At 66.8% G+C, this 26,328-nt stretch carries 23 protein-coding genes; 8 read left to right on the forward strand and 15 right to left on the reverse strand.

Annotated features, from left to right (window positions below; translation table 11 throughout):
* Positions 1–232 precede the first annotated feature (232 nt).
* From MVA01S_RS17025 to MVA01S_RS17060, 8 genes are all read right to left on the reverse strand, one after another.
* The gene (locus MVA01S_RS17025; RefSeq protein ID WP_060941650.1) at positions 233–1,528 is read right to left on the reverse strand and encodes a dihydroorotase; all 1,296 of its coding nucleotides are present in this window, start codon (positions 1,526–1,528) and stop codon (positions 233–235) included.
* A 2-nt stretch (positions 1,529–1,530) separates the two neighbouring features.
* Positions 1,531–2,310 (reverse strand): ABC transporter permease, encoded by a 780-nt coding sequence (locus MVA01S_RS17030; protein WP_003929102.1) that lies wholly within the window; start codon positions 2,308–2,310, stop codon positions 1,531–1,533.
* Complete coding sequence (locus tag MVA01S_RS17035; RefSeq protein WP_003929101.1) at positions 2,307–3,125, reverse strand: ABC transporter permease; 819 nt, start codon at positions 3,123–3,125, stop codon at positions 2,307–2,309. Before MVA01S_RS17035 ends, MVA01S_RS17030 begins: the two co-directional genes overlap by 4 nt.
* Positions 3,122–3,910: an ABC transporter ATP-binding protein gene (locus MVA01S_RS17040; RefSeq protein ID WP_003929100.1), complete on the reverse strand. Its 789-nt coding sequence runs from the start codon at positions 3,908–3,910 to the stop codon at positions 3,122–3,124. The genes MVA01S_RS17035 and MVA01S_RS17040 overlap by 4 nt, the downstream gene beginning before the upstream one ends.
* Before the next feature lie 11 nt (positions 3,911–3,921).
* A complete protein-coding gene (locus MVA01S_RS17045) occupies positions 3,922–5,082 on the reverse strand; it encodes an amidohydrolase family protein (protein ID WP_162274747.1) in 1,161 nt (386 codons plus the stop codon).
* Positions 5,083–5,174: 92 nt separating this feature from the next.
* Positions 5,175–6,227, reverse strand: coding sequence for an ABC transporter substrate-binding protein (locus MVA01S_RS17050; protein WP_003929098.1), 1,053 nt, complete (start codon positions 6,225–6,227; stop codon positions 5,175–5,177).
* 24 nt (positions 6,228–6,251) lie between these two features.
* Complete coding sequence (locus tag MVA01S_RS17055; protein WP_003929097.1) at positions 6,252–7,205, reverse strand: 2OG-Fe(II) oxygenase family protein; 954 nt, start codon at positions 7,203–7,205, stop codon at positions 6,252–6,254.
* A 230-nt stretch (positions 7,206–7,435) separates the two neighbouring features.
* Positions 7,436–8,236 carry a M15 family metallopeptidase gene (locus MVA01S_RS17060; protein ID WP_003929096.1) on the reverse strand — a complete coding sequence of 267 codons (801 nt, stop codon included), beginning with the start codon at positions 8,234–8,236 and terminating at the stop codon, positions 7,436–7,438.
* A gap of 121 nt (positions 8,237–8,357) precedes the next feature.
* On the opposite strand from MVA01S_RS17060, the gene MVA01S_RS17065 reads away from it, so the two are divergent.
* Complete coding sequence (locus MVA01S_RS17065; protein WP_003929095.1) at positions 8,358–9,044, forward strand: alpha/beta hydrolase; 687 nt, start codon at positions 8,358–8,360, stop codon at positions 9,042–9,044.
* A 45-nt stretch (positions 9,045–9,089) separates the two neighbouring features.
* On the opposite strand, the gene MVA01S_RS17070 is transcribed toward MVA01S_RS17065, so the two are convergent.
* The 3 genes from MVA01S_RS17070 to MVA01S_RS17080 are packed head-to-tail and all read right to left on the reverse strand — an operon-like array spanning position 9,090 to position 12,767.
* The gene (locus MVA01S_RS17070) at positions 9,090–10,031 is read right to left on the reverse strand and encodes a 3-hydroxyacyl-CoA dehydrogenase (protein WP_003929094.1); all 942 of its coding nucleotides are present in this window, start codon (positions 10,029–10,031) and stop codon (positions 9,090–9,092) included.
* The gene (locus MVA01S_RS17075) at positions 10,015–11,274 is read right to left on the reverse strand and encodes an iron-containing alcohol dehydrogenase (protein ID WP_003929093.1); all 1,260 of its coding nucleotides are present in this window, start codon (positions 11,272–11,274) and stop codon (positions 10,015–10,017) included. The genes MVA01S_RS17070 and MVA01S_RS17075 overlap by 17 nt, the downstream gene beginning before the upstream one ends.
* Positions 11,271–12,767, reverse strand: a complete 1,497-nt coding sequence (locus MVA01S_RS17080; RefSeq protein WP_003929092.1) for an NAD-dependent succinate-semialdehyde dehydrogenase — start codon at positions 12,765–12,767, stop codon at positions 11,271–11,273. The genes MVA01S_RS17075 and MVA01S_RS17080 overlap by 4 nt, the downstream gene beginning before the upstream one ends.
* A gap of 207 nt (positions 12,768–12,974) precedes the next feature.
* Between MVA01S_RS17080 and MVA01S_RS17085 the strand changes: the two genes are divergently transcribed.
* Positions 12,975–14,699: a sigma-54-dependent Fis family transcriptional regulator gene (locus MVA01S_RS17085; RefSeq protein ID WP_040540401.1), complete on the forward strand. Its 1,725-nt coding sequence runs from the start codon at positions 12,975–12,977 to the stop codon at positions 14,697–14,699.
* Between the two features lie 19 nt (positions 14,700–14,718).
* Here the strand turns inward: MVA01S_RS17085 and MVA01S_RS17090 are convergent, their stop codons facing one another.
* Entirely contained in the window at positions 14,719–15,450 is a 732-nt protein-coding gene (locus tag MVA01S_RS17090) for an SDR family NAD(P)-dependent oxidoreductase (protein ID WP_003929090.1), read from the reverse strand.
* Positions 15,451–15,641: 191 nt separating this feature from the next.
* Between MVA01S_RS17090 and MVA01S_RS17095 the strand changes: the two genes are divergently transcribed.
* Both MVA01S_RS17095 and MVA01S_RS17100 read left to right on the forward strand, forming a co-directional pair.
* Positions 15,642–16,586: an alpha/beta hydrolase gene (locus tag MVA01S_RS17095; RefSeq protein WP_003929089.1), complete on the forward strand. Its 945-nt coding sequence runs from the start codon at positions 15,642–15,644 to the stop codon at positions 16,584–16,586.
* Between the two features lie 25 nt (positions 16,587–16,611).
* The gene (locus MVA01S_RS17100; protein WP_003929088.1) at positions 16,612–18,240 is read left to right on the forward strand and encodes a flavin-containing monooxygenase; all 1,629 of its coding nucleotides are present in this window, start codon (positions 16,612–16,614) and stop codon (positions 18,238–18,240) included.
* 125 nt (positions 18,241–18,365) lie between these two features.
* On the opposite strand, the gene MVA01S_RS17105 is transcribed toward MVA01S_RS17100, so the two are convergent.
* Positions 18,366–19,139 carry an SDR family oxidoreductase gene (locus tag MVA01S_RS17105; protein ID WP_003929087.1) on the reverse strand — a complete coding sequence of 258 codons (774 nt, stop codon included), beginning with the start codon at positions 19,137–19,139 and terminating at the stop codon, positions 18,366–18,368.
* A gap of 46 nt (positions 19,140–19,185) precedes the next feature.
* Entirely contained in the window at positions 19,186–20,106 is a 921-nt protein-coding gene (locus tag MVA01S_RS17110) for a sugar-binding transcriptional regulator (protein WP_040540319.1), read from the reverse strand.
* A 179-nt stretch (positions 20,107–20,285) separates the two neighbouring features.
* Here MVA01S_RS17110 and MVA01S_RS17115 point away from each other — a divergent pair, with 179 nt between their 5' ends.
* The 4 genes from MVA01S_RS17115 (at position 20,286) to MVA01S_RS17130 (ending at position 25,042) form a co-directional block, all read left to right on the forward strand.
* Entirely contained in the window at positions 20,286–21,323 is a 1,038-nt protein-coding gene (locus MVA01S_RS17115; RefSeq protein ID WP_040540394.1) for an NAD(P)-dependent alcohol dehydrogenase, read from the forward strand.
* Entirely contained in the window at positions 21,320–22,888 is a 1,569-nt protein-coding gene (locus MVA01S_RS17120) for a sugar ABC transporter ATP-binding protein (RefSeq protein ID WP_003929084.1), read from the forward strand. Before MVA01S_RS17115 ends, MVA01S_RS17120 begins: the two co-directional genes overlap by 4 nt.
* Positions 22,885–23,925, forward strand: coding sequence for an ABC transporter permease (locus MVA01S_RS17125; RefSeq protein ID WP_003929083.1), 1,041 nt, complete (start codon positions 22,885–22,887; stop codon positions 23,923–23,925). Before MVA01S_RS17120 ends, MVA01S_RS17125 begins: the two co-directional genes overlap by 4 nt.
* A 67-nt stretch (positions 23,926–23,992) precedes the next feature.
* Complete coding sequence (locus tag MVA01S_RS17130; RefSeq protein WP_003929082.1) at positions 23,993–25,042, forward strand: substrate-binding domain-containing protein; 1,050 nt, start codon at positions 23,993–23,995, stop codon at positions 25,040–25,042.
* Between the two features lie 447 nt (positions 25,043–25,489).
* Here MVA01S_RS17130 and MVA01S_RS17135 read toward each other — a convergent pair.
* Positions 25,490–26,328 (reverse strand): aminotransferase class III-fold pyridoxal phosphate-dependent enzyme (locus MVA01S_RS17135; protein ID WP_159426330.1); only part of this gene is annotated, 839 nt, incomplete at its 5' end.

Consider the following 26,328-nt stretch of genomic DNA (forward strand, 5'->3'; position numbering starts at 1 on the left):
CGGCTTGGCGGCGGTGGTGCCGATGGCCGCCAGCCGCACCGTCCCCTGACCCGACGGGGAAGGTGCTGGAACGGACCCCATCTCCTGGGCGCAGAATTCGTCGACGATCGACGTGGTGGCAGCAGGTGTCTCGGTAATGCTCACAGCGGTCCCCCCAGGGTTGTCGGTTTTCTGTCGCGTGGTGCCAGGTGTCTACCCCGGGGCGGGCCCACGATCTCGCCGTGTTCAGCGATCAACTCGCCGCGCAGATACGTCGCCTCCACCGAGCCGGTCGTCTCCCAGCCTTCGTACGGGGTGACGGGATGTTTCGAGTGCAGGTGAGCACCGGTGACCACACCCGGCGCGGCGGGGTCGACGATGACGAAGTCGGCGTCGGCCCCACATCGAGATGCCCCTTTCGGTCATCGATTCCCCAGATTCTGGCCGGGTTCGCCGCGCACAGTCGAACGACGTCGTTGATGGTCAACCGTCCCTGCGCGACTTGTGTCAGCATGAGCGGCAGGCTGGTCTCCACGCCTATCCAACCTCCGTGCGCGCACCACACGTTGGGCTCGGCCTGCTCCTCGCCCGAGTGTGGCGCGTGGTCGGTGGCGACGATGTCGACGTCCCCGCTACTGATGCCGGCCCACAGCGCGGCGCCGTGCTCGGCGGGACGCACCGGGGGATTGAGCTTGACCAGATTGGCGAATTCGTCGTACGCCGAGTCGTCGAGCAGCAGATGCCCGACAAGGGCTTCGACGGTCAGTCGATGCCCCAGTGCGCGCAACATCTTCACTCGTTCCAGCCCGTCCCGGGTGGACAGGTGATGGATGTGCAGTGTGGTCCCGACCGCGCCTGCCAAGGTCGCGATCCGCGTGACGGCTTCCACCTCCACCAGTGGCGGTCGACTTTCCAGATGCGCCCGCACATCGGTACGGCCCTGGGCGCGTAGCTCTTTGGCGAGTTGTTGGAGCAGCGGGTTGTTCTCCGCGTGGACGCCCACCACCAGTCCGGATTCCTCGGCCGCGCGCAAACCGCGGTAGATGGCGCCGTCGTCGGGGCAGGGGTTGTCGCCGGTGGTTTGGCCCATGAACAGCTTGAGTCCGATCGCACCTGCCCCGGCGAGTTTCGGGATCTCGTCGGCGTTGTCTTGACCGAGCATGCCGTACAGGCCGAAATCGACGTGAGACTTGCCGGCGACCGTGTCCAACTTGTGCTCGAAGATGTCCAGGGTCGCCACTGGCGGCACGGTGTTCGGCATGTCGAAGACCGTGGTGACCCCACCGACGGCGGCTGCCCGACTCCCGGTGCCGAAGTCCTCCTTGTACGCCATGCCCGGCTCGCGGAAGTGCACGTGGGCGTCAACGACGCCGGGCAGGATGTACCGGCCGGTGGCATCGATCTCCTTGTCCGCGTGCGCAAGTGAAGTACCAATCGCGCACACTGTTCCGTCGGCGACGGCAAGGTCCGCGCGGATCAGGCGTTCGGGGGTGACGATGGTGCCACCACGGACGACGAGTTCGTAGTTGACGGTGGGGGCGGTGCCCATTCCTAAACCTCCTGTGTGCCGACGGCGACGGTGTACCCGCGGCGTTCGGCGATATGGGTGATCACATCGGGAGCGGCGTACGCCAGCAACCCGAGAGCGGCGGCCACAACGGTCGCCGCCCACAGCATCGGGGTGTCGCGGTTGGCCTGTGACAGTGCCATCAGGCTGCCGAGACCAGGCCTGCCGGACAGCCACTCCGACAGGATTACGGCCATCACCGACAGCGGCACTGTGATCCGGAGCCCGACGACGAGCCCGGCCCAGGCCGACGGCAGGTAGATGGTGCGACAGCGGCGCGCGAAGCCCGCCTGATACAGCCGTGCCAGGTCGTCCAGCGCGGAGGGCGCCGATCGCACGCTGGTCACTGCCGAGACGAAAAGGGTGAAGGTGGCGACGATGACCACACACAGCACCGATGTCCAGAGTCCGCGGCCCACGACCAGGGTGATCAGCGGGGCCACCCCGACGATCGGGATCGTTCGCAGCACCAACGCGTATCCGGTGACGGGGCGTTGCAACACCGGCCACCGCACCACAGCGACTGCCAGCGCCAGGGCCAACACTGCGGCCACCACGATTCCTGCCGCGGCAGCAGAGGCCGTTGCTCCTGCCCGTGCCGCCAAGAGTCCCGAGTGCTCGAGGATGTGGCCGAGGGTGGCCACCGGCCCAGGCAGGCTGTAGGCGGGGATGTCGTGGGTCAGGATCGCCAGTTGCCAGGTCGACAGGAGCAACACCAGCGAGAGCACCACGCCGGCGACGACACGCACGTTGGTAGTGGTCATTGCAGCGCCTTCCGGATCGGCGCCATGATCAGCGCCACCGCGCCGAGCAGGCTCACCGCCACCGCGCAGGCAAGGATGATCGCGGCCCACAGCAGCGGCGCCTGATAGCTGTACAGTGCGTTGGCCATCAGGCCGCCCAACCCGCGTTCGCCTGCGGCACCGGACCATTCCGCGACGATGGCGCCCACGAAACAGGCCGGCAGCATCGCGCGAAGGCCGATGTCGACGATCGGTACGGTGCGTCCGAGTCCGACGAACCGCCACCAGCGCAGTGCGCTCGCCGAATACAGCGCGCCGAGTTCACCGCGACCCACCTGGGTGGCGTGTGCCGCCGACCCGAGCATCGCCGCCACCGGTACCAGCCCGCTGAGCACCGTGACGACGATGATCAGTGAGGTGCCTCGAGGAATGAATATCGACAGCACCGGCGTCAGGCTGATCAGCGGCAGGCTCCCGACGACCACGCTGACGCTCACCAACCAGGGTGACAGCCAGGGCGCCATCCCTACCAACACCAGGCCGACGGCGGTGACTACGAGCAGCAATCCGGCACCGGTGACCGCGGCCACGAGCGTGGGCTCGGCGTTGTACCAGATGATTTCCCACTGTCCCACGAGTGCGCCGAGCGCACTGTGCGGCGCGATGAAGCTGGGGCCGAGGACTCCGCTGGTAGCAGTGCCCCACCACAGCATCATCAGAGCGGCGATCCCCCCTGCGATCCAGAGGAGTTCACGTAGCACGACGGGAATCTGCTGCCGTTCGCCACGTCTGGGGATTCCCACGCTGTCGATGGCGGGCGCCAATGCGGCGGTCATGACAACTCCAAGCTGGCGCGGATATCGGCACAGATTTTGGCGAACTCAGCGGAATCCCGGAAACTCCGCCGATCGCTGCGGGCGATGTCAACGTGGTGCAGTGCGCGCGGCGTGCACGGTCGTGGCGAAAGCACCATGATGCGGTCCCCGAGCAGTACCGCCTCCTCCACCGAATGCGTCACCATCAAGCAGGTGGTGCCGGTGTGGTCCAGGATGTCGAGCAGTTCGAAGTTCAGCTGCGCTCGGGTGAGTTCATCGAGGGCGCCGAACGGTTCGTCGAGCAGCAACGCCCAAGGCTTGGTAGCCAGCGCTCGGGCAACCGAGACGCGCTGTCGCATACCTCCGGAAAGCTGGCGCGGACGGTGCCCAGCCCAGTCAGTCAGGGAAGTGATCGCCAGCAGATGGTCCACCCAGGCGGCATCTTTGGACAGCCCTGCCAGATCGAACGGCAACTCGAGGTTCTTGCGCACCGAACGCCACGCCAACAGGGACGGATCCTGGAACGCGAAGCCGATCCTCCGCTGGTCGCGCAAGTCGTGCGGTGACGCCCCGGAGTAGCTCAGGGAGCCGTGGGTGGGATTGATCAAGCCGGCCGCAAGTCGGAGCAGCGTCGACTTCCCACATCCGGACGGACCCAGCAGCACGCCGACATGCCCGGGTTCCAACGTCAGTGACACCTGGTGGACTGCAGGTACCGAGGTTCGCCCGTTCCGGTACTCATAGGAGACGTCCGTAATGTCCAGTCCCAGCGAATTGCCCTGGGCAAGAGTGGCGTTGGTGTACATGCTCAGATTACTCATGCCATGCCTCCGATGCTGAGAACAGGTCGACCCGTATCGTGACCACGATCGGCGCCGACGGCGACTCCGCTCACCCACAGTGCGTGTACCGCCACCCGCGCGGCCAGCACGATCTCGGGCAAGTACCAGTCGTCTCGGTCGAGCAGCTGTGCCCACTCGCCGATATCGACCACCAGGAGATCGGCCCGGCTACCGTCGGCCACCGGCTCAGGGCGTTGCGCACCCATCGCGCCGGCGTGGAAGCCCAGCGCCAGAATGTCGGCAGCGCTGACGGTTTCGTTCGACTGGGCCTGGGCGATGCCCCGGAGCAGCCGAAGTTCGGTCCATGGATCGCTGTCTTCATTGAGTGACAGTCCGTCGAGTCCCATCGCGGTCGGCAGACGGGCGGCCCGCGCCGCGGCAATGGGTGCAAAGCCGGAGCACAGGCGCAGGTTTGAGCTGGCGTTGATGGCCAGCCCGCAGCCGCGCTCGGCAAGCAGTTCCAGTTCGTCGGAGCGAAGCTGGGTGCCATGGGCGAAGGTGACGTGCGGCCCCAGAATTCCACGGCGGTCCAACCAGGCCACCAGCCCTTCGGGATACACCTCGTCTGCCCAGGCCCGCTGCGACGGAGACTCCAACAGGTGGGTGTGCAGACGCACACCGTGATCGAGCGCGAAGTCGTTGAGCTCCAACAGGGTGTGTTCACTGACCCACTGTGGGCCCACCGGGCCGAGCTGCAACTCGAGGTCGGGCGCGCGCTGTGCCAGCCGCTGGAACATCTGCAGGCGCGCAGACAACTCCGTGGCGGTATACCCCGTCTCGTCGCGACCCCGCATCCGCCCTGCCGCGTCGGCGAACGGCACAACGACTGCGGTGCGAATCCCGGCGGAACGCGCTGCGGCACAGGCCGTGTCGATCTCATATTCTAGATCTGGCGTTCCGGGGTTGACACACAGGACCGTGGCGCCGATCCCTTGGCAGAGCATCTGCTCTGCCGCTCGCCCCACCAGGTCGGTCTGGTCCCGGCGATCGGCGGACAGTCGGTCGATCCACACTTCCAACGGCCCATCTGCGATACCGGCAGCGGTCAGTCCGCGGCCCCGGCCGTGGTCGTGGCTGTTGACCAGCGGGGGCATGGCCACCAACGTCGATCCGTGCGCCGACGCCTGCGTCTGCACCGAGAGGATCCCGGAGTCGACGGTCAGCTTGGCGGGTCCGGTGGCACGGTGCCCGTCGGGTCCGAGGATTCCGGCCACCACATAGGTGGACATCAGGTGTCCTTGGCGACCGCAGACAGAATCGACTGTGTCATCACGGTGTTCACGTCCACCGGCGCGTCGATCGCTCCGGCATCGGCGTAAAGGGCGGCCACGGTGGCGAATGTCGCGGGCTCGATCCACATCAGGCCGTTCTGCTGGGCCGCACCCGAGGTGATGAGCGGGACCGCAGCCGCGGCAGAGACTTTCTCGTCGGCCAGTACGGCTCCGGTCTCTTGGTGGTATTGGTCCCAGGTGTACTGGGCGATCTCTTCGGGGTGGGCGACGAAGTACTCCCATCCCCGGATGTCGGCGCGCAGCCACCTGGTCAGCGCATCGGCTTTACCTGACACCGTCTCCTCCGTCGCGAACAGGGCATTGCCGTAGTCGGGATTGCCCAACTCGGCGAAGTACACAATGTCGACACCCACACCTTGCTGCTGCAGCGAAAGCCCCTGCTGCGTGCCGTAGCCGATGTACCCGTCGACCTGGCCGGAACTCAGGATGGACGGGTCCGTGCCCACCGGCACCATCGTGACGGTCGCGGGGTCGACGCCTGCCTTCGTCAACATGGCCTTGAGCAGAGCATGCTCACCGGCCGGCAAGCCCACCGTTTTTCCGCTCATCTGGTCCAAGGTGGTCACCGGATTGGACTTCAGCGACATCAGCGCGTTCGGTGTTTCCTGATAGATGGTGGCGAACGCCTGGATCGGAATGCCCTGGCTGCTGGCTTTGATGATGTCGGATCCGTTCGCGTCACCGATGTCAGCCTGGCCGGTCACGACCACGTTCACTGGGTCGATGTTGGGACCTCCGGACAGGAATTGGGCGTTGATACCCTCTTCCTCGAAGTAGCCGTTCTTCAGCGCGGCGAAGTGGCCGCCGAACTGTGCCAGCTTCTTCCATCCGAGTTGGGTGGTAACTGTGGTCAGGCCCGGCACGTCAGTCTGCGACGCTCCGCCGGCGCAGGCCGCCAGCGCGGGGCCTGCTACCGCGAGTGCACTCACGCCGAACAGGCCGCGGATCAACGTGCGGCGGTCAACGGGTCGCGTCAGTGGTTCGTACATGGATCTCCTGTCCGAGGAATGTTTTCAGCGCACTGCAGAGGTGCGTCGGTTATGCAGCCATTCGCTCATGAGCACGGTGCCGGTCGGCTGAGCGGCGGTGTGAAACGGTGTCAGCGCGCGACTGTCGTTGGGGCGGTAGAAGAATGGAATCGACACCCGGGGCGTCTGGGTCGAGGGATCCTCGACACGTGGCGCGGTGACCTCGTGTGGCACCGCCCACCACTGGTCTGCGGTGAGATATGTCAGCAATGCGCCGATGTTGACCAGATAAGTCTCGGCGACGGGGGGCACATCCACCCACCGGCCGTCCCGGCGTTGCATCCGCAGGCCACCGCCACCGCCGTCATCCTGGTAGAGGATGGTGAACAGCGTGTCGTCGGTGTGCACTGCGTTGCGCGACCCCGTGTCCTCTGGGCGTGCCGCTGGATAATAGTTGGCGGCGAGGTCGGCCCAGTTCGTGGCGACCAACTCCTGCCAGACGGCGAGCTCAACACCCAAGGTTGCGGCCATCACCTCACCCAGCAGCATCGCGGATTCCTGCATCTGCCGGTAATAGGCGTGCCAGGCCTCGGTGAACGCGGGCAGGGTCCGAGGCCACAGGCTGCCTCCGATCGCGCCGGGAGGTGCATCGAAGTGACCCCCGGGATCGGGGGTGGCGAGGGTCGGCGAGATCCGTGGTCCGATATGGAACATCTCTTTGCGCTTGCCCGAATCCCGTTCGCTGCCTTCGGTTGGCCCGTGCCAGCCGATATAAGGATTGCCGCCGGGATCACGCAGCGCCTCTTTGCTGCCCTGAGGCAATCGGAAGAACTCGAGGGTCTGTTCGTACACGGCGGCCAGGACGGGCTCGGAGATCGGAAGCCCTGTCAGGGCAAACGCTCCGGACTCGGTGCACACCGCATCGAACTGGGCGAGGGTGTCGGTGTCGCCGGTGCGGGCGGCGATCACGAGGTCAGGTAAAGCGAACTGCCGAATCATGGAGGTCTCCGGTCTTCGTCCCGAAAGGGACCCTGGCTGCTTTGGATCCAAGAATGGATCCAAACTATTGCCGTGGTGTTTCGGCCGTATCCAGAGCAGGTAAACGCTGTGACGACCGTTCGTAAATTTCAGCTCTGCGGCAAACCTTCAGGCGCGGGCAGTCGAGCTGGCCTTCTGCGCGGAGCAGGCCCAAAAGCGCCGAAGTAACCCGGCTGCGTATTGGATTGTGGTCAGCCCACATTCACCAGCGACGACTGTTCCACCGGGAAGTCGAAGTAGGTGTCGGGGAACGGCTCGGGCTTGTACGTGAAGTGCCACCACTCGTTCTCGTAGTTCTGCAGGCCCTGTTTCTCCAGCCCGTCCTTGAGCAGCAGCCTGTTCTTGAGCTGCTCGCCCTGGATGCGGGGGTCGAGCGTGTGCGACAGCGTGTCGAAGCAGTCGTACCCGGTGCCCATGTCAAGGGCGTTGTCGGGGAAGCGTTCTGAGGCCGGTGCCGCGCAATCGACCAACGGCTGCCCCGGCACGTACGCGGGCTGCGGGCCCGCGGGCAGCGGCACCAGCGTCAGATCGACGGTGCTTCCGCGGCTGTGGCCCGACTGTTCGGCGATGTACCCGTCGGCGAAGAGCTGCGTCTTGTCCACGCGTGGATAGAACTCCGCTTCCATCCGCCGATCGGACAGGTCGCCGGCCCAGCCGACGAAGGAGTCGACGGCGCGTTGCGGTCGGTAGCAGTCATAGATCTTCAGGGAATAGCCCTGTGCGACGAATTCCTGCTGCGCGCGCTGCAACGCCTCTGCTGCCGGGCGGGTCAGCAGGCACATCGGCGCCTGGTAACCGTCGACGGGTTCGCCGGTGAAGTTGTGCGCGGTGACATAGCGGATGTCCAGCAGCATCGAGGGATCCATGTCGGTGAGTGAGACGAATTCCGGTGGGGCGACCCGTTCGGGTTCGGCCGCTGCGATCGGTGCCGCCATGAGGAAGACCAGGGACGTGGCAGCGGTCAGCGCCACCAGCTTCGATTTTTCGCGCATTCCCCATTGCAACACTCAAACGCGATCATCGCAGCGGCACGCACGCGAGGTTGCAGGTCGGCTCATGGACCGTTTGGGTCGCGACCGTTTACGGGTATTGCCTTCCGGCGAGGTGATCACCATGAGCAGGGACCCCGGACCGCTGAATATCGTTCTGGTGCACGGCGCTTTCGTGGACGGATCCAGCTGGCGTGCAGTTTATGACCTGCTCACCGCGGACGGCTACCACGTCGCTGTGGCGCAGAACCCCAACCTGTCGTTCCGGGAGGACGTGGCGGCAACGCAACGGATCATCGACGCGCAAGCCGGACCGGTCGTGCTGGTGGGACATTCCTACGGCGGTGCGGTCATCACCGAGGCCGGCAACCACGGCAAGGTCACGGCACTGGTCTACATCGCGGCGTTCGTGCCGGATCGGGGCGAGTCGGTCGGCGCGCTGGGGGGCGACCCCGGTGCGGTGGGATCGCCGATCGTCGCGGCGCCGGGCGGGTTCTTCGTTCAGGACCGGGCGAGGTTCCACGAGTCGTTCGGTGCTGACCTGCCCGCCGCGGAGGCCGCGTTCCTGGCCGACTCCCAGGTCCCGTGGGGTGCCGATGCCATGTCCTCACCGGTCACCGAGCCCGCCTGGCGCGGCAAGCCGAGTTGGTACCTGGTGGCGACCGAGGACCGGATGATCAGACCGGCCGCCCAACGTGCGATGGCGCAGCGGGCCGGAGCCGCCATGGCGGAGGCGGCCGCCAGCCACGCCGTCTACCTGTCGCAGCCGCGCGCGGTTGCCGATCTCATCCGAATGGCCTGCGCCGCATAGTGTCTAGCGCTTCGTCAGGCGTTCCGGCGGCTCAACGCAGGGTCGTCACCCGATCTCGACCGCGCGGTCGGCGTCCAACGCAGCGGCCAGGCCGGTCAGTTTCCGGTCCCGCCATCGCACCCGGTCCTCCCAGTCTGCGAGGTCCAGGATCGCGCGCCGCTGCGCGGTCACCTGCGCGACAAGTTCCGGCGTCCACGGATCATGCTGCCCGCGTTCGGCACCCATGCGCTCGTAGGCCGGACCCATCTTCGCGGCGTGTGACTCGATACCGCCACGGGTGTTGAGGTCAGCCGTTTCGAACGGCCCCATGAAACTCCAGCGTCGGCCCAGTCCGCTGCGCACCACCTCGTCGATGTCGTCGACGGTCGCCACCCCGTCACGCACCAGGCAGTAGGCCTCGCGCAGTAGCGCGCCCTGCAGCCGGTTGAAGACAAAGCCCTCCACTTCGCGGCGTACCCGTACCGGACGCATGCCGGCCGACCGGTACAGCGAAAGCGCCTGCTGCACAATAGGCTCGGCCGTCTCCGGGGAAGGGACTACCTCGACCACGGGTAACAGATACGGCGGATTGCCGGGATGCCCGACGAGGATCCGTGCCGAGACGGCCGGGCCGAGGCCGGCAGCCAACGCACTCGGCACGATCGCCGAACTCGAGCTGACCAGCGGGACGCTCGGCGAGGTCAGTGCGGCGGCACGGCGAAACAGATCCTGTTTGAGATCCAGGCGCTCGGGGGCGCACTCCTGCACAAATCCGGCGCCGTCCACCGCTGAGGCCAGGTCGGAGGTGAAGCGTACGCGCGGGGCGCACCGAGCGCCGCACTGTGCGAGTCGGTCACCGAGTTCGGATGATGCCCGCGGCAGCGCGGCATCGACGGAATCGTAGACGGCCACCTCGAAGCCCTCGCGGGCGAACAACACCGCGAACGCCACCCCGATCGAACCGCCGCCCAGGATCGCGACAGTCACCTCGTCACCAACCTCGGTCACCGGCGTAGCCGTCTTCGAGGATCGAGACCACCGACTCGACGGTCAGTTCGCGGGGATTGTTCGCCGTCAACCGGGTGGCCAGCATGGCTTGCTGTGCGACGTACTCGAAGTCACCGGGCGCCAGGCCCAGTGTTCGCAGATCCAGTGGAGCACCGAGCACCGAGAGGATCTCCTCGATCCGGTCGATCGCCGACCGCGCCTGCAGCTCATCGGGTTCCGACGGTGCGGCGACCCCGAGGATGCGGCCGATCTCGGCGAACTCCGGCACTCGGGCGGGCAGGTTGTAGCGCATCACATACGGCAGAAGGGCGCTGATGCCGAAACCGTGCGGGGTGTGGGTGAGGGCGCCGATCGGCGATTGGATGGCATGCGCGCCCGCGGTGCCGGCAGTGTTGATCGCCATCCCGGCGCAGTAGGCGCCGAACAGCGTGTCCGACCGGGCCGCCAGGTCGCCGGGGTCGGCGGCGACCGCCGGCAGCGAGTTGTTCAGCAGTGCCAGTCCGGTGCGCGCGTAGACATCGGCCAGCACGTTCTTGCCTGCGTACAAGGTGTTCGCGAGTTGGTCGGCATCGGGGTTCTTGGCTCGGCCGGTGAACGATTCGATCAGATGCGACAGCGCGTCGGCGCCGGAGGCCGCCGTCAAGCCGGGAGGACAGGTCAACGTCAGCTCGGGATCGATGATGGCGGCGTAAGCCTCCAGGTGCGGGCTCGCGACGCCCACCTTCATGCCCTGCTCCTCATCGAAAACCACTGAAATGCAGGTGACTTCGGCGCCGGTGCCGCCGGTCGTCGGAACGGTGACCACCGGGATGCCGGGGCCCGGAACCAGGAACTGGCCATAGAAGTCGCGGACATCGCCGCCGTGCGTCAGGACCGCAGAGGCGACCTTGGCCAGATCCATGCAGGAACCGCCGCCGATGCCGACGATCGCCTCAGGCATCGTCGCGCCGAATCGTTCGACGAGCTCGACGACATTGCGGCGCGGCAGGTCCGGTTCGGTGCCGTCGTAGACCGACACCGAGACTCCCTGCCCGACGAGCTGGTCGACGAGCAGCGCGAACTCGGCGCTGGCCGCCATCCGCGTGTCGGTCACCATCAACACCCGCGTCGCGATTCCGGCCACCACCCGCGGGATCTGGCGACGCTGGCCGGACCCGAACAGCACCATCGCCGGCTGACGGAGCAACCCGAGGCCGAGGTCGTTGGCGGTGTGCAGGGCAGCTGGTGCGGCAACGGTCGTCACGACAGGCCTTCTTCCTCGTCGACGGTCACGGCCAGGTATTTGGGTTCGAGATAGTCGTAGATGGCGTCGTGGCCACCCTCGCGACCGAGCCCGGAGGCTTTGACACCGCCGAACGCGGCGGCCGGGTCGGCCATGATGCCGCGGTTGATGCCGACCATGCCGAAGTCCAGTCGCTCACCGACCGTCAGCGCACGAGACAGGTCCTTGGTGAACACGTACGCCGCAAGTCCATAGCCTGTGTCGTTGGCGAAGGCGACCGCCTCAGCGGTCGAGCCCACCTCGTAGATGGTGGCGACGGGGGCGAACAGTTCGCGACTGCACAGCTCGGCCGGTCGGCCCGGCACCCGGAACACGGTGGGGGAGAAGAAGTACCCGTCGCCGGGCAGCGGTTGCCCACCGGTCAGCAGGTCAGCGCCCGCCCCGTGCAGGGTCGCGACCAGCTCGACCACCGAATCGCGTTGGCGCGCCGAGATGATGGGCCCGACGTCCACGCCGGAGTCGAAGCCGTTGCCGACCGTCAGAGCCTCGGTGAGTTCGACGAATCGATCGGTGAAGCGCTGCGCGACGGCGCTGTGCACGATGATCCGGTTGGCGGCCACGCAGGCCTGTCCGGCGTTGCGAAACTTGCACACGATGGCCTGCTGCGCCGCCAGTTCCACGTCGGCGTCGTCGAGAACGATGAACGGCCCGTCGCCGCCGAGTTCCATGGACGCGTTGATGATGCCGGGAGCCGCCTGCTCCAGCAGTGTGGCCCCGACACCGGTCGATCCGGTGAAGCTGATCTTGCGCAGGCGGTCGTCAGCCATCAGTGCGGCCGACACCGCGGCAGACGACGAGGTGTGCACCAGGTTCACCACGCCGTCGGGGAATCCTGCTTCACTGAGGGTTTCGACGAACAGTGCGCATGTCAGTGGAGTTTCCTTGGCGCTTTTGACGATCACCGGGCATCCGGCGGCCAGCGCCGCGCCGGCTTTGCGGGCGATCATCAACATCGGGAAGTTCCACGGCGTGATCAGCAGCGCGGGGCCCACCGGCTGATGGGTGGTGATCACGCGATAGCCACCGTGGGAGGCCGGCGCGAAGGTGCCGTGCAGATGCGCGATCTGTTCGGTGTACCAGAGGAAGAACTCCGCGGACAGCGCGAACTCCGCGCGCGACTCGGCCAGCGGCTTCCCACTCTCGGCTGTCATCACGTCGGCGAACGCGTCGGCCCGCGACATCAGCAGTCGGTGTGCGCGGGTGAACAGGTCGGCACGGTCGCGCGGGGCCACGTGCCGCCAGGCGGACTGGGCGGCGACCGCGGCGTCCAGCGCGGTAAGCGCGTCGTCGACGGTGCCGTCGGACACCGCTGCGATCTCGGCGCCGGTGGCGGGATCGAGCACCGGGAACGTCGTCTCGGCGCGGCGCCATCGTCCGTCGATGAACAGTCCCGTGGGGACCTGCCGACCGTGGACTGCTGCGGTGTCGGCAGGGCTGACCAGCGTCGTCGTCATGGTTCTCCGTCTTTCAGGGTTCTGATGGGGGCTGCCACGGGCCACTCCACCGCGGTCTGGCCTCACGTTAAGACGCAACGGGGCACTCCTCGGCGACTGCGTCTTTTTGAGACAGTCGGCAGCCACGCTGGCGACAGGGCCCAAGATGTACTGTGTGACCCAGATCGCATTCGGGTTGCTGTCGAACGCGTGACGCAAGGAGTGGTGGTGTCGGTGAGACGCGGTGGATCGCGCATAGAGGAGATCCGCGCACAGTTCCTCACTGCCTCCGATGCAGGTCAGGCCGTGCCGACCGAACTGCTGGAATCGTGGCTACGGTCCAAGAGCGCGCTCGGGGCGCCTGCCAACGTCCGCAATGTGCCGCGGGTCGACGAGGACCTGCTCGACAACCATCTGCTGGAGATGTTCCAGGCGCCGATGGCCCGCGCGGCAGAGGATCTGGCCGGGACGGGGATGGGGCTGCTACTCGCCGATGCCCAGGGCCGCATCGTGCAGCGGTGGTCGCAGGACTCTGCCGCGATGAATCAACTCGATCGCCTGGGCACGGTGCGGGGGGCGGTGCTGGCCGAGGATGCCGTCGGAACCAACGGGGTGGGGACTGCCCTGGCCTCGGGGAAGAGTGTGCTGATCGAAGGTGCCGAGCATTTCGCCGACGTCTACCAGAACGCGCTGTGCACCGGGGCGCCGGTGTGGCATCCGATCACCGGCAAGCTGCTCGCGGCCGTGACCATGTCGACGAAGATCGACGAGCGCAGCGGACTGCTGCTTCCATTGACCAATTCGCTTGCCGCACAGCTGCAGCAGCATGTCCTCGACGTCGCGCAGCCGGGCGCCCGGGCCATGTTGGCGGCGTTCCTCGACACGTCCGACAGGCATCACGGTCCAGTGGTGGCGTTCGGCCCCGACGGTCTGACGATGCGCAGCCGGCGCACCGGTGAGCTCACCCAGTCCGACGTCGATCTGATCGGGCACCTGTGCGTGGGGTTGCGTCATGACGCCCGCCTGACCGCCGAATTGTCCATCGGGACCACCGCGGTGGAAGTGACCGTGCTCGACGGCGGCGCCGGGGTGGTGGCCGCGTTGAGTCCGGCGCCCCGGGTGTCGGCCGGGCACAACAGGGCGACGGCCGACGCGCTGGTGGGGCAGACGAAGTCATGGCTGGGCGCCGCCCACCACGTCAGCAGACACATCGCCTCCCGGACCGCCCTGCTGATCGCCGGTGAGGCCGGCACCGGCAAAACCTCGTTGGCGCTGGGGCGTCCGTACCGGCCGGGGTCGGTCTTGACCGATGTGAAGGTGGTGCACACCGCGCAGCGCCAGATCATCGGCGACCAGGCCTGGCTGCGTGAACTCGCCGACACGGTCGCCTCGTCATCGCGGGTGGTGCTGCGTGCCGTCGAACACCTGGACGCGCAGACCCTCGCCGCGTTGCGCGCGCTGATCGACACCAGCGACGGCGGTGGATCGGTTCTGCTGACGGCAACCGCCGCCACCCACGCCGACGCCGAGGCGACAGCGACCAGGCTCGGTGTGGCGATGGTGTGGGTACCGCCGCTGCGCGAACGCGCGGCAGATATCTGCGCGCTGTGGAACGTCCTTGTCGCGCAACGGTCCCCGGGCCTTCGTCTGTCACTCGGGGAGGATGCACGCCAGGCTCTTGAGGCTGCGGGGTGGCCGGGCAACATCACCGAATTGCGGATGCTGGTCGAGCAGCTGATCTCCGAGGGTGTCCGCGGCCTGGTACACCTCGATCATCTGCCTGACTCCCTGCGGGCCCGTCGGTCCTGGTCGATGATCGAACGCACCGAGATGGAAACCATCCGGCGAGCGTTGCAGGAAGCCGGTGGCAACCGTTCGAAGGCCGCCGAGTTGCTCGGTGTCTCGCGCGCGACGATCCACCGAAAGCTCAAGACCTACCACCTTTCCGGATAGTTCAGCCGGCCGGCCGACGCTACTGTGCCAGGTAGCCGCCGTCGATCACCAGCTCGGACCCGGTGACGAAGCTGGCTTCGTCGGAGGCCAGGAAGACCACTCCGTTGGCGATCTCCTCCGGCAGGCCGGCCCGGCCCATCGGCGTCTGGGCGACGACGAACTCGTTGATCTCGGCTTCCTGCGCGTCGGTCAGCGGGGTCTTGATGAAACCGGGGTGCACCGAGTTCACCCGCACGTTGTCCTTGGCGTAGCTGATCGCCGCACTCTTGGACATGTTGCGGACCGCGCCCTTGGTGGCGTGATACGCGTGGGCGCCCGCGACGGCAGCGTTGCCCCAGATCGACGAGACATTGATGATCGAACCGCTGCGCCGGCCCACCATGTGCGGGATCACGGCACGCATACCCAGCCACGTGCCGGTCTGGTTGGTGGCGATGACCCGCTCCCACTCCGAGACGCTGAGTTCGTGCAGTGACTGGTAGGCGATGATGCCGGCGTTGTTGGCCAACACGTCGATGCGGCCGTAGCGGTCGAGGACATCGGCGATCACGGTCGACCAGTCGTCCTCCTGGGACACATCGAGCTGGCGATAGTCGATTCCCGGCGACCGCGGACCGAACGACTCATCGGTCTTGGCGCGGCCGGTGGCGATCGTCGTGGCGCCTTCGCGGGCGAAGGCCTCCGCGATGGCGTGGCCGATGCCCCGGCAGGAGCCGGTGACCAGCGCGACTTTGTCGTTCAGACGGTTCATGGGGGTGCTTCTCTCCTCGGGGGACCGGTGAGAACAGCGTCGCGCGCACCGGCGCTGACGTAGTGACGTGCGACACGCTGAGACAGCGGTGTCTCAATGTGCGACAGCGCACAGCGGGTGGATGCGGCACTCACACACTGGCTGCAGTGCGGCGGATCACAGCCGCGGCCAACCGATTTCAGGAGACGCCCATGACCAACCAGCCGACCGATCCGCTCGGTGTCATCTACACCGAATGGACCGAGGAGTTCGTGGCCAACCCGCAGATGTCGCTGCGGTTGATGCGCTGGGTGTTCGAGGATTGGCAACGCGCCACCGCCGAACCCGAGGACGTCACCTACAAGTCCACCGAGATCGGGGGTGTCCCCGGCATCCTGGTCACTCCGCTGACCGCCGACCCCACCCAGGTGCTGGTGTTCCTGCACGGCGGCGGATTCGCGCTCGGCTCCTCGGCGAGTCATCGCAAACTGGCCGGCCACGTCGCCGCCGCGTGTGGTGCCATCGGGTTCGTCGCCGATTTCCGGCGCGCACCCGAACATCCCTATCCGGCCCAGCTCGACGACGCCGGCGCCGTCTTCGACGCGCTGGTCGAGGCGGGTATTGCGGCGGCGGACATCAGCTTCGTCGGCGACAGCGCGGGCGCCAACATCGCGATCGCGACCACGCTGCGGCTGCACCGCGACGAGGGCCGCACCCCGGGTCTGGTCATGGCGATCTCGCCGTGGCTGGATATGGAGAACACCGGAGAGACGTTGGTGTCCAACGACGCCACCGACTTCCTGATCACCCGGGAAGGATTGCAGGGCAACATCGACCGCTATCTCTGTGGTGGTGCGAGCCCGGTCGACCCACTGGTCAATCCGCTCTACGCCGATTTCACCGGCTTCCCGCCGCTCTACATCACCGCCGCCGACATCGAGTCGCTCTACGCCGACGCGACGCGCCTCCACGCCCGTGCGAGCGAGGCTGGCGTGGACGTCACCCTCGAGGTGGCCGCGGGCCAACAGCATGTGTTTCCGCTGCAGGCAGGCCGACTCGCCGCCGCAGACCAGGCGATCGCCTCAATGGCCGTCTGGTACCAAGCCCGCCGCACCGCCGGCGCGCACCTGCACACGTCCCAAACCGCTTCTGCCTGAAACCCGATCCCCGAAGGAGACTCTCATGACCACCGAAACCCACGACGCCATCGTCATCGGAGCCGGGTTCTCCGGCCTGGCAATACTGCACCACCTCCGCGAGATCGGCCTGGACACGCTCGTCGTCGACGCCCAGGACGGTGTCGGCGGCACCTGGCTGGGCAACCGTTACCCCGGGGTGCGCACCGACAGTGAGTACAGCTACTACTCCTTCTCGTTCTCCAAGGAAGTGCGGGAGGAGTGGACCTGGTCGCAGCGTTATCCCGCGGGCAAGGAGGTGCTGGCCTACCTCAACTTCGTCGCCGACCGCCTGGACCTGCGCCGCGACATCCGGCTCGACACCCGGGTACAGTCCGCCCGCTACGACGAGGACACCAACACATGGTCGGTCCGAACCGACTGCGGCGCAACACTGGTGGCCAAGTATCTGATCAGCGGAATGGGAGTGCTCTCGCAGGCCATCTATCCCGACATCCCCGGCATCGACAGCTTCACCGGCGCGAAATACCACACCGCACACTGGCCACGTGAGGGCGTCGACCTGGCCGGCAAACGCGTCGGCCTGATCGGGCTCGGCGCCTCGGGAATCCAGATCGTGCCCGAGATCGCCCCGCTGGTCGATGAATTCGTGGTCTTCCAGCGCACCCCGAACTTCGTGGTGGAGACCACCAACGACCCGGTCACCGCCGAACAGATGCAGTGGCTGCGGGACAACTACGACGCGATCTACGAGAGGGCGGCCAACCACCCGTTCGGTGTGGCGATGGAACCGGCACAGTTCAGCGCCTTGGAGGTCTCACCTGAGGACCGTCGCGCGATCTTCGAAAGCAAGTGGAACGAAGGCGGATTCCACTTCGCCAACGAGTGCTTCAACGACCTCGCCGTGAACCACGAGGCCAGCGAGCTGGCATCGGAGTTCATCCGCTCCAAGATCCGCGAGATCGTGAAGGACCCCGCCACCGCGGATCTGCTGTGCCCGAAGACCTACTCGTTCAACGGTAAACGTGTCCCGACCGGACACGGTTACTACGATGCGTTCAACCTCGACCACGTGCGGTTGATCGACACGGCGGGCACCCCGATCACGGCGATCACGGAGACCGGCGTAAGGGTCGGCGACACTGAGTACGCGCTGGACGTGCTGATCTTCGCGACCGGATTCGACGCCATGACCGGCACACTGACCAACATCGACATCATCGGCCGCGAGGGGATCACGTTGCGCGAGCGTTGGGCTCGCGATGGGCTGCGATCCAATCTGGGGATCAGCGTGCACGGTTTCCCCAACTTCTTCATGTCGCTGGGGCCGCAGACGCCGTACTCGAACCTCGTGGTGCCCATCCAGTTGGGTGCGCAGTGGCTGCAGCGGGCCCTGAAGTGGGCACTCGACAACGACGTCGACGCGTTCGAGGCCACTCCGGAGTCGGAGGAGTGGTGGGCCGAGGAGACCGAACGCACCGGCAGAGCGACGGTGATGTACAGCGAGGGCAAGAAGGCCAAGGCGTGGTTCCTGGGCGAGAACGTGCCCGGCAAGCGCGAGGAGTTCCAGGTGTACATGGGCGGTGGGCAGGTGTACCAGCACTACTGCCGCGAGCTCGAACGGTCCGGTTATGCGTCACTGCTGGCCGGCAAGCGCGAGCCCGTCAGTCTGTAGACACCTTCGGGCGGGCAACCGCGAGCCACCCGCTCCCGGCGACCCGGACCGCCACCTCAACCCCCTGAGGTGGCGGTCGGCGGCGATGCCGGCCGGCAGGTGAGACCGTGCCGCCCGCCGTCACGTCACTTGATGGTGTAGCCGCCGTCGATGAGCAGGTCGGCACCGGTGATCATGCCCGCGGCATCGGAGGCGAGATAGACTGCGGCCGCGGCGATCTCGTCCGGATAGGCGAAGCGGCCCATGGGGATGAGCTTCTTCAGTTCGTCGCCGCGCGGTCCGTCCCAGGCCTTGCGGCCGAGTTCGGTGAGCACCACTGTCGGTGAGATCGTATTGACCCGGACGCCGCGGGGGCCCCACTCGGCCGCCAGCACCTTCGAGACCCCGACCACGCCGAATTTCGACGCGCAGTAGGCGACGTGCTGGTCGAGGGCGACCGTCGCCGCCTGTGACGCCATGTTGACGATCGCGCCGCGGCCCGCCGCGAGCATGTGCCTGCCCGCGGCCTGGCACATCAGGAAGGTGCCCTTGAGGTTGATGTCGATGGTCTTGTCCCAGGCGTCGAGGGGCAGGTCCTCGGCGGGGGCCAGCATGACGACCCCGGCACTGTTGACCAGAATGTCGATGCGGCCGAACGCCTCGACCACGGACTCCACGGTCGCGGTGACGGAGGTGGGATCGGAGACGTCGCAGGCGAATCCGCGACTGTCCGGTCCGGCCTCGGCGGCCCGCGCCGCAGCGGCGCCCCCGTCGAGGTCCACGACGGCTATCCGCGCGCCCTTCGCTGCGAACGCCGAGACGATCGCGGCGCCGATGCCCGAGCCGCCGCCGGTCACCAACGCAACCTTGTCGCTCAATGGAAAGCCCAGGTCCACAACCGGTTCGGTGTTGGAAGTCATGTGTCGTCCTTGTCCTCGTCGATGAATCGTCAGGTGATGTCGAGAATCAGGTGAGTATCGCGGCGGCGATCTCGGTGTCGGTGACGAGGCCCGAGATGAGCCCGGATTTCAGCACCGCCCTGGTCGCCTCGATTTTCGCCGAACCGGTGCTGAGTGCGATGACCGTCGGGATCGCGCGCAGCGTCTCCTCGCTGATACCCATCCGGCGCCCGTCCAGGTCGCCGATCCTGTTGCCTTCGGCGTCGAGCAGCAGAGCGCATGTCTCGGCGCAGACGCCTGCGGCCTGCAGACCGGTGGCCTCGGCGAGGGGAAGCGAAGGATAGACCTGGGAGGTGTCCGGTCCCCAGGCGCCGACCGAGACGAGCGCGCAGGTCACGTTGGCATGCTGGGCGCAGGTTGCCTGGATCTGCTGGCTGCTCGCCAGGCTTTTGGCGGTTCGGGCGTCGGACACCACCAGCGGTGCGTAGAGCGGCCACGACGTCCCGCCGGTGATCTCGCTGATGCGCCGGGTCAGGTCGGCACCGTTGTAGGAGATGGCGCCGGCCAACCCGGTCAGTTGCACCACGTCGCATCTGGGGAGTGACCGGAGGTATGGCGCGATGTGGGTCATCGTCCTGCCGGAGTCGACTCCGATGACGTCGTGGTCGCGCACGATCGACTGCAACAGGTCGGCCATCGCCTTGGCGACCGCCTCCACCTTGTCGGCGGCGTTCGTGGACATCGCGGCGACCGCATACGCGTGGCGCAGCGAGTATTTGCGTTGCAGTGCGGTCGACAACTCCAGGTCGAGAGCTCCCGGATCGTGGACCGTGATCTCGACCATCCCGGTTTCGAGCGCCTCCTCCAGCATCCGCGCCACCTTGAAGCGGGACAGTCCGAACTCTTCGGCGATCTCCACGCGGGTGCGACCCTCGAGGTAGTAGCGCCGTGCGATCACTGCGCGCTGGAACAACTCATCAGGTCCCATGACGCCCCTCCTACGCGACTGCGAATGCGCTCATATGAGCAGGGTCGCTTGACACATGAGCATAGCGCAGACGATGATCCACATCACAAGCGCTCAGATGAGCAAGAGGTGCAACCAAACTAGCGCGGCTGCCGGACGAGTATCGCCTCAGGCCGTCGGCATCGATGAAGGGGATCGAGATGACCGCAGCGGTCGAACCCGTGCCGGCCACCATGCGGGCCAGCGTCATGACGGGTGTGCGCAGCTTGCAGATCGTGGACCGCCCGGTACCCACGCCCGGTGAACGCCAGGTTCTCGTCGAGGTCGCCGCGGTCGGCGTGTGCGGCTCCGACGTCCATTACTACCTACACGGCCGCATCGGCGATTTCGTCGTCGACGAGCCCATGGTCCTGGGACACGAACTATCCGGTCGCATCGCCGCTGTCGGGGCGGGCGTGGACCCGGAGCGGATCGGTCAGCGCGTCGCGGTCGAGCCGCAGCACCCGTGCCGGCGCTGCACCCAGTGCAAGGCCGGGCGCTACAACCTGTGCCCGCACATGGAGTTCTATGCGACTCCGCCCGTCGACGGAGCGTTCTGCCGGTACGTGCTGATCGACGACGACATGGCCCATCCGGTACCTGACACGATCTCCGACGAGGCGGCCGCGCTGCTCGAACCGCTGTCGGTCGCGATCGCCACGATGCGCAAGGCGCGGGTCGCGCCGGGAACGTCGATCCTCATCGCGGGTGCCGGACCCATCGGCGTGATCTGCGCGCAGACCGCCCGGGCCTTCGGCGCGGCGCGCATCGTCGTCACCGATCTGGTCGCCGAGCGCCGGGAGAAGGCGCTGCAGTTCGGCGCGACCGAGACGCTCGACCCCACGGTCGTGGACGTCACCGCGATCGACCCGGTCGATGCCTTCGTCGACGCCACCGGCGTGCCGGCTGCCGTCGTCAGCGGAATCAAGGCGGTGGGGCCGGCCGGACACGTGGTGCTCGTCGGAATGGGCGCCGACGAATACGCGCTGCCGGTCAGTCACATCGCGAACCATGAGATCACCGTGACCGGGGTCTTCCGCTACACCGACACCTGGCCCGCCGCAATTCATCTCGTCGCCAGTGGCGCCGTCGATCTGGACGGCATGGTGACCGGCCGCTACGACCTCGAGCACGTCGGTGACGCCCTCGACAGCGACTCCGATCCGGCCAGCCTCAAATCGATCGTGGTGCCCGCGTGAACGCTGCACACGCCCCGGCGCCGGGCACCGACACACAGTCACTGTTGCGCTGCACCGACATTCACAAGAGCTTTGGTGGGGTGCCGGTGCTCAAAGGTATCGAGCTGGAACTGCAACCCGGCACCGTCACCGCGCTGGCCGGTGAGAACGGGGCCGGAAAATCGACGCTGATGAAGATCGTCAGCGGGCAGTACAGCGCCGATCACGGCGTGGTGAAGGTGGGGGACACCACCCTGACCCCGGGCAACCCCAAGGACGCGGTCCGGCACGGGGTGGCGATCGTGCCGCAGGAACTGGCCTCGATCGAGGACATGACGGTCTATGAGAACCTTTACGTCGGACGGGAAATCAAGATCGGTCCGTTCCTGAATCGGCGAGCGATGATCGACGAGGCGCGCGACGCGCTGGGCGTGTTCGGCCTCGAGATCAACCCCTCCGCGCGGATGGGCAGCCTGCCCGTCGGCCTGCGTCAGATCGTCGAGATCGTCAAGGCCGCCCGCGCCGGCGCCCGCGTCGTCATGCTCGACGAACCCACGTCGGCGATCTCCGAGCGGGAGGTGGAAGGCCTCTACAAGGTGGTGCGCACCCTGCGCGAACACGGCGTCGCGATGGTCTACACCACCCACAAGATGGCTGAGATCCGCGCCATCGCCGACCGGGTCGTGGTGCTGCGTGACGGTGGGCTGATCCTCGACAAGGGCATCGACGACGTCACCGACGACGAGATCGTCACCGCGATGATCGGCCGCGAACTCGACGCGCTGTTCCCCGAGCGGCCCACGCCGGGCACCGAGCCGGTGCTGGAGGTGCGCGATCTTCAGGTCGAGGGCGCCACCGGGCCCGTCTCGTTCACGGTGAAGGCGGGTGAGATCGTCGGCCTGGCAGGTCTTGTCGGAGCCGGACGAACCGAACTGCTGGAAGCGATCTTCGGCGCCCGCTCCAGCACCGCGGGTGTGGTCACCGTGCGCGGCAAGGTGGTCAAACGCAATCATCCCGCCGCGGCGATCACCGCCGGTATGGCCATCGTGCCCGAAGACCGCAAGCTGTCCGGTGCCGTGCTGTCGATGAGTGTGCTGGACAACGGCACTTTGCCGCGGTTGTCGTCGTTCTCCCTTGCCGGCTGGTTGCGCGGTAAAGCCCGCACCAAGGCGGTGTCGGAGGTGATGTCGTCGGTGCGGCTGCGCAGCCGCGGGCTCAGCCAGGAGGTCGGCACCCTGTCCGGCGGCAACCAGCAGAAGGTGGTGCTCGCGCGCTGGCTCACCGGCGATGTGAACGTGCTGCTGCTGGATGAGCCGACCCGCGGGGTCGACGTCGGCGCGCGCAGTGAGATCTACCGTATAGTCACCGAATTCGCTGCCCAGGGGATGGCGGTGCTGATGGCGTCGTCGGACATGCCCGAGATCGTCGGCCTGTCACACCGGGCCTTCGTCATGCGGGGCGGCACCCTGGTCGGCGAGCTCGACCGCGATGCCCTCGATCATCCCGAAGTGCAGGAATCAGTGTTCCGCATGGCGACCGCACTGGACGGCGGAACCAAGACCACGACGCAGCAGGAGGCACCATGACGACCGACGTCGACGCAGACCAGCAGCCACCCGGGCCGTCCAAGGCCCCGACGGTGGCGTCGCCGGTCACCGGCGAGCCTGTGAAGCTCTTCTCCCGGCAATGGTTCTCGGGCGTTCTGCTGCGCTACTCGATGGTGATCGTCGTGCTGCTGGTGATCGCCTACTTCAGCTACCGCAGCGCGCGTTTCGCGACACCCGAGAATCTCGTGACCATCCTGGTCGCGGCCGCGCCCTTCGCGTTGATCGCGCTGGGCCAGACGCTGGTGATCCTCACCGGCGGCATCGACCTGTCGGTGGGCAGCGTGATCGCGGTGTCGGCGATGGCCGGTGCGGCGACGGCCAAGGCGAACCCCGGGCAGGTCTGGATGACGGTCACGGTGGCGATGGCCGTCGGTCTGGCATTCGGCTGCATCAACGGAGTTCTGGTCTCGCGCATCAACGTGCCACCGTTCATCGCGACGTTGGGCACCTTGACCGCCGGCTCCGGCGTGGCCTACGTCATCGGCGGCGGCGCACCGATCAACGGCCTGCCCGCCGAATTCGGCTCGATCGCGAACACCAAGATCCTGGGCCTGCAGATCCCGGTGCTGCTGATGATCATCGGCATCATCTCGCTTGCCATCATCATGAAGCGCACTTCCTACGGCATGCGGGTGTACGCAGTCGGCGGCAACCGCAACGCCGCCGAACTCGCCGGCATCAACGCCAAGAACGTGTTGTTCAGCGTGTACGCGTTCTCGGGTCTGCTCGCCGGGCTCTCCGGCGTGATGCTGGCCTCGCGCGTCATCTCGGGTCCGCCCAACCTCGGACAGGGTTACGAACTCGACGCCATCGCCGCCGTGGTGATCGGTGGTGCCAGCCTGATGGGTGGGCGCGGCAGCATCTGGGGCACGACGCTCGGGCTCTTCATGATCATGACGCTGAACAACGGTCTCGACATCCTCGTAGTCCCCGCCTACTGGCAGGACGTCATCAAGGGCGTGTTGATCGTCGCCGCGGTCGCGGTCGACGTGTGGTCATCCAGGAGGCGAACCTGACTCCCGAACACTGACCAGCGCAGGGCCTTTCACCGTCGAAACACTGCAATCGAAAAGAGAGAACGACATGAGACTTACCACCAGAATCGCGGCGATCGCCTCGGTGGGCGCCCTCGGCCTCGGGCTGACCGCCTGCGGCGCGGGTGACACGACGGCCAACAACGACACCACCCGCATCGGTGTCTCGGTGTACGACATGAGTTCGTTCATCACCGCGGGCAAGGAAGGCATGGAGGCCTATGCCAAGGACAACAACATCGAACTGATCTGGAACTCGGCCAATCTGGACGTCTCCACCCAGGCCAACCAGGTCGACTCGATGATCAACCAGGGTGTCGACGCGATCATCGTCGTTCCGGTGCAGGCGGATTCGTTGGGCCCGCAGGTGGCCACCGCCAAGGAGAAGGGCATTCCGTTGGTGCCGGTGAACGCGGCGCTGAACAGCCCGGACGTCGCCGGTAGCGTGCAGCCCGACGATGTGGCCGCCGGTGAGCAGGAAATGCAGATGATGGCCGATGCGCTCGGTGGTCGCGGCAACATCGTGATCCTGCAGGGCCCGCTGGGGCAGTCCGGTGAGATCGACCGCACCCAGGGCATCAACAACGTGCTGGCCAACTACCCGGATATCAAGGTGCTGGCCATGGACACCGCGAACTGGAAGCGCGATGAGGCCGTCAACAAGATGAAGAACTGGATCTCCGGTTTCGGCAACCAGATCGACGGTGTGGTCGCCGAGAATGACGACATGGGTCTGGGAGCGCTGCAGGCGCTCAAGGAGTCCGGCCGCACCGACGTGCCGATCGTGGGTATCGACGGCATCGAGGACGGCCTCAACGCCGTCAAGAGCGGTGAGTTCATCGGCACGTCGTTGCAGAACGGCACCGTCGAGCTGGCCGCGGGCCTTGCTGTGGCCAACGCGCTGGCGAAGGGCGAGGAAGTCAACACCGAGCCGGTGTACATCATGCCCGCCATCACCAAGGAGAACGTCGACGTCGCGATCCAGCACGTGGTGACCGAGCGGCAGCAGTTCCTCGACGGGTTGTCCGAGCTGATCAAGAAGAACCTGGAGACCGGCGATATCGCCTACGAGGGGATTCCGGGGCAGACGCAGCCCTGATCGCAGCCATAAGCGACGAGGACCGGCCCGCCATCGGCGGCCGGTCCTCGTTGTCGTTGGCCGGGGGACACCGCGCTCGCCTATCGGGCTGGTGCCGTCCCGACCAGGAGCACGAGTCCGGCCGCGATCCAAAAGCCCAGGGCGCCATGCCGGATCAGGTCGCAGCGGTGTTAAGGCGTGGGTGCCGATCAGAAGGACCTGGTTGCCCGGGAGTCACCGCTTGACTGTTTGGGCGACAGCACCCCGAAGCTGACTGCGAGCGACCGGTAGGCCGGTTCGGCCCGCCGATCGCACGTAGCGCCCCTCGTCGAAACCGCCGATACCTATGTGTCGGTTGACGTCCCCGGATACAGAGCGGTGACCACAACGCAAATCACCCTCCCGCCGCCCGGGCAACGGGCGGCGAGAGGGTGACGGTGCAGATGCGTCAGGTGCGGGACGGGTGAATCAGACGGCGTACTCGTCGGCGACGGACAGCGCGGCGTCCAGGATCCGAAGTCCTTCGGCCACTTCGTCATCGGTGACATTGCACGGCGGCACGGCATGGATGCGGTTGAAGTTCGCGAACGGCAGCATGCCGCCCGACTTGCATGCCGCCAGCACCGCCGCCATCGCCGGGCTGGAACCGCCGTAGGGAGCGAGCGGTTCGCGGGTCGCCTGGTCGGCGACCAACTCGATCGCCCAGAAGACGCCGAGGCCGCGGACTTCGCCGACCGAACGGTGCCGGGCGGCGAGATCGCGCAGACCCGGTCCGAGCACCTGCTCGCCGATGCGGGCAGCGTTGGCCACCATGCCTTCGTCTTCCATCGCGTTGATCGTCGCGACCGCGCAGGCGGTCGCCAGCGGATGGCCGGAGTACGTCAGGCCACCCGGGTACGCCCGGTCGGCGAAGGTCGAGTAGATCGCGTCGTTGATCGCGACGCCGCCGAGCGGGATGTAGCCGGAGGTGACGCCCTTGGCGAAGGTGATCAGATCAGGGACCACATCGAAGTTCTCGATGGCGAACCACGTTCCGGTACGGCCGAAGCCGGCCATCACCTCATCGGCGATGAACACGATGCCGTAGCGGTCACAGATCTCGCGCACGCCGGCCATGTAACCGGGCGGGGGCACCATGATGCCCGCGGTGCCCGGAACCGACTCCAGAATGATCGCCGCGATCGTCGACGGCCCCTCCATCTGGATCAGCCGTTCGAGATGCTCCAGCGCACGCTGGCTTTCCTGCTCCTCGGTCTCGGCGTGAAAGGTCGAGCGGTACAGGAACGGGCCGTTGAAGTGCACGATCC

The organism is Mycolicibacterium vaccae NBRC 14118 = CIP 105934, assembly GCF_001552715.1.
Taxonomy (GTDB): domain Bacteria; phylum Actinomycetota; class Actinomycetes; order Mycobacteriales; family Mycobacteriaceae; genus Mycobacterium; species Mycobacterium vaccae.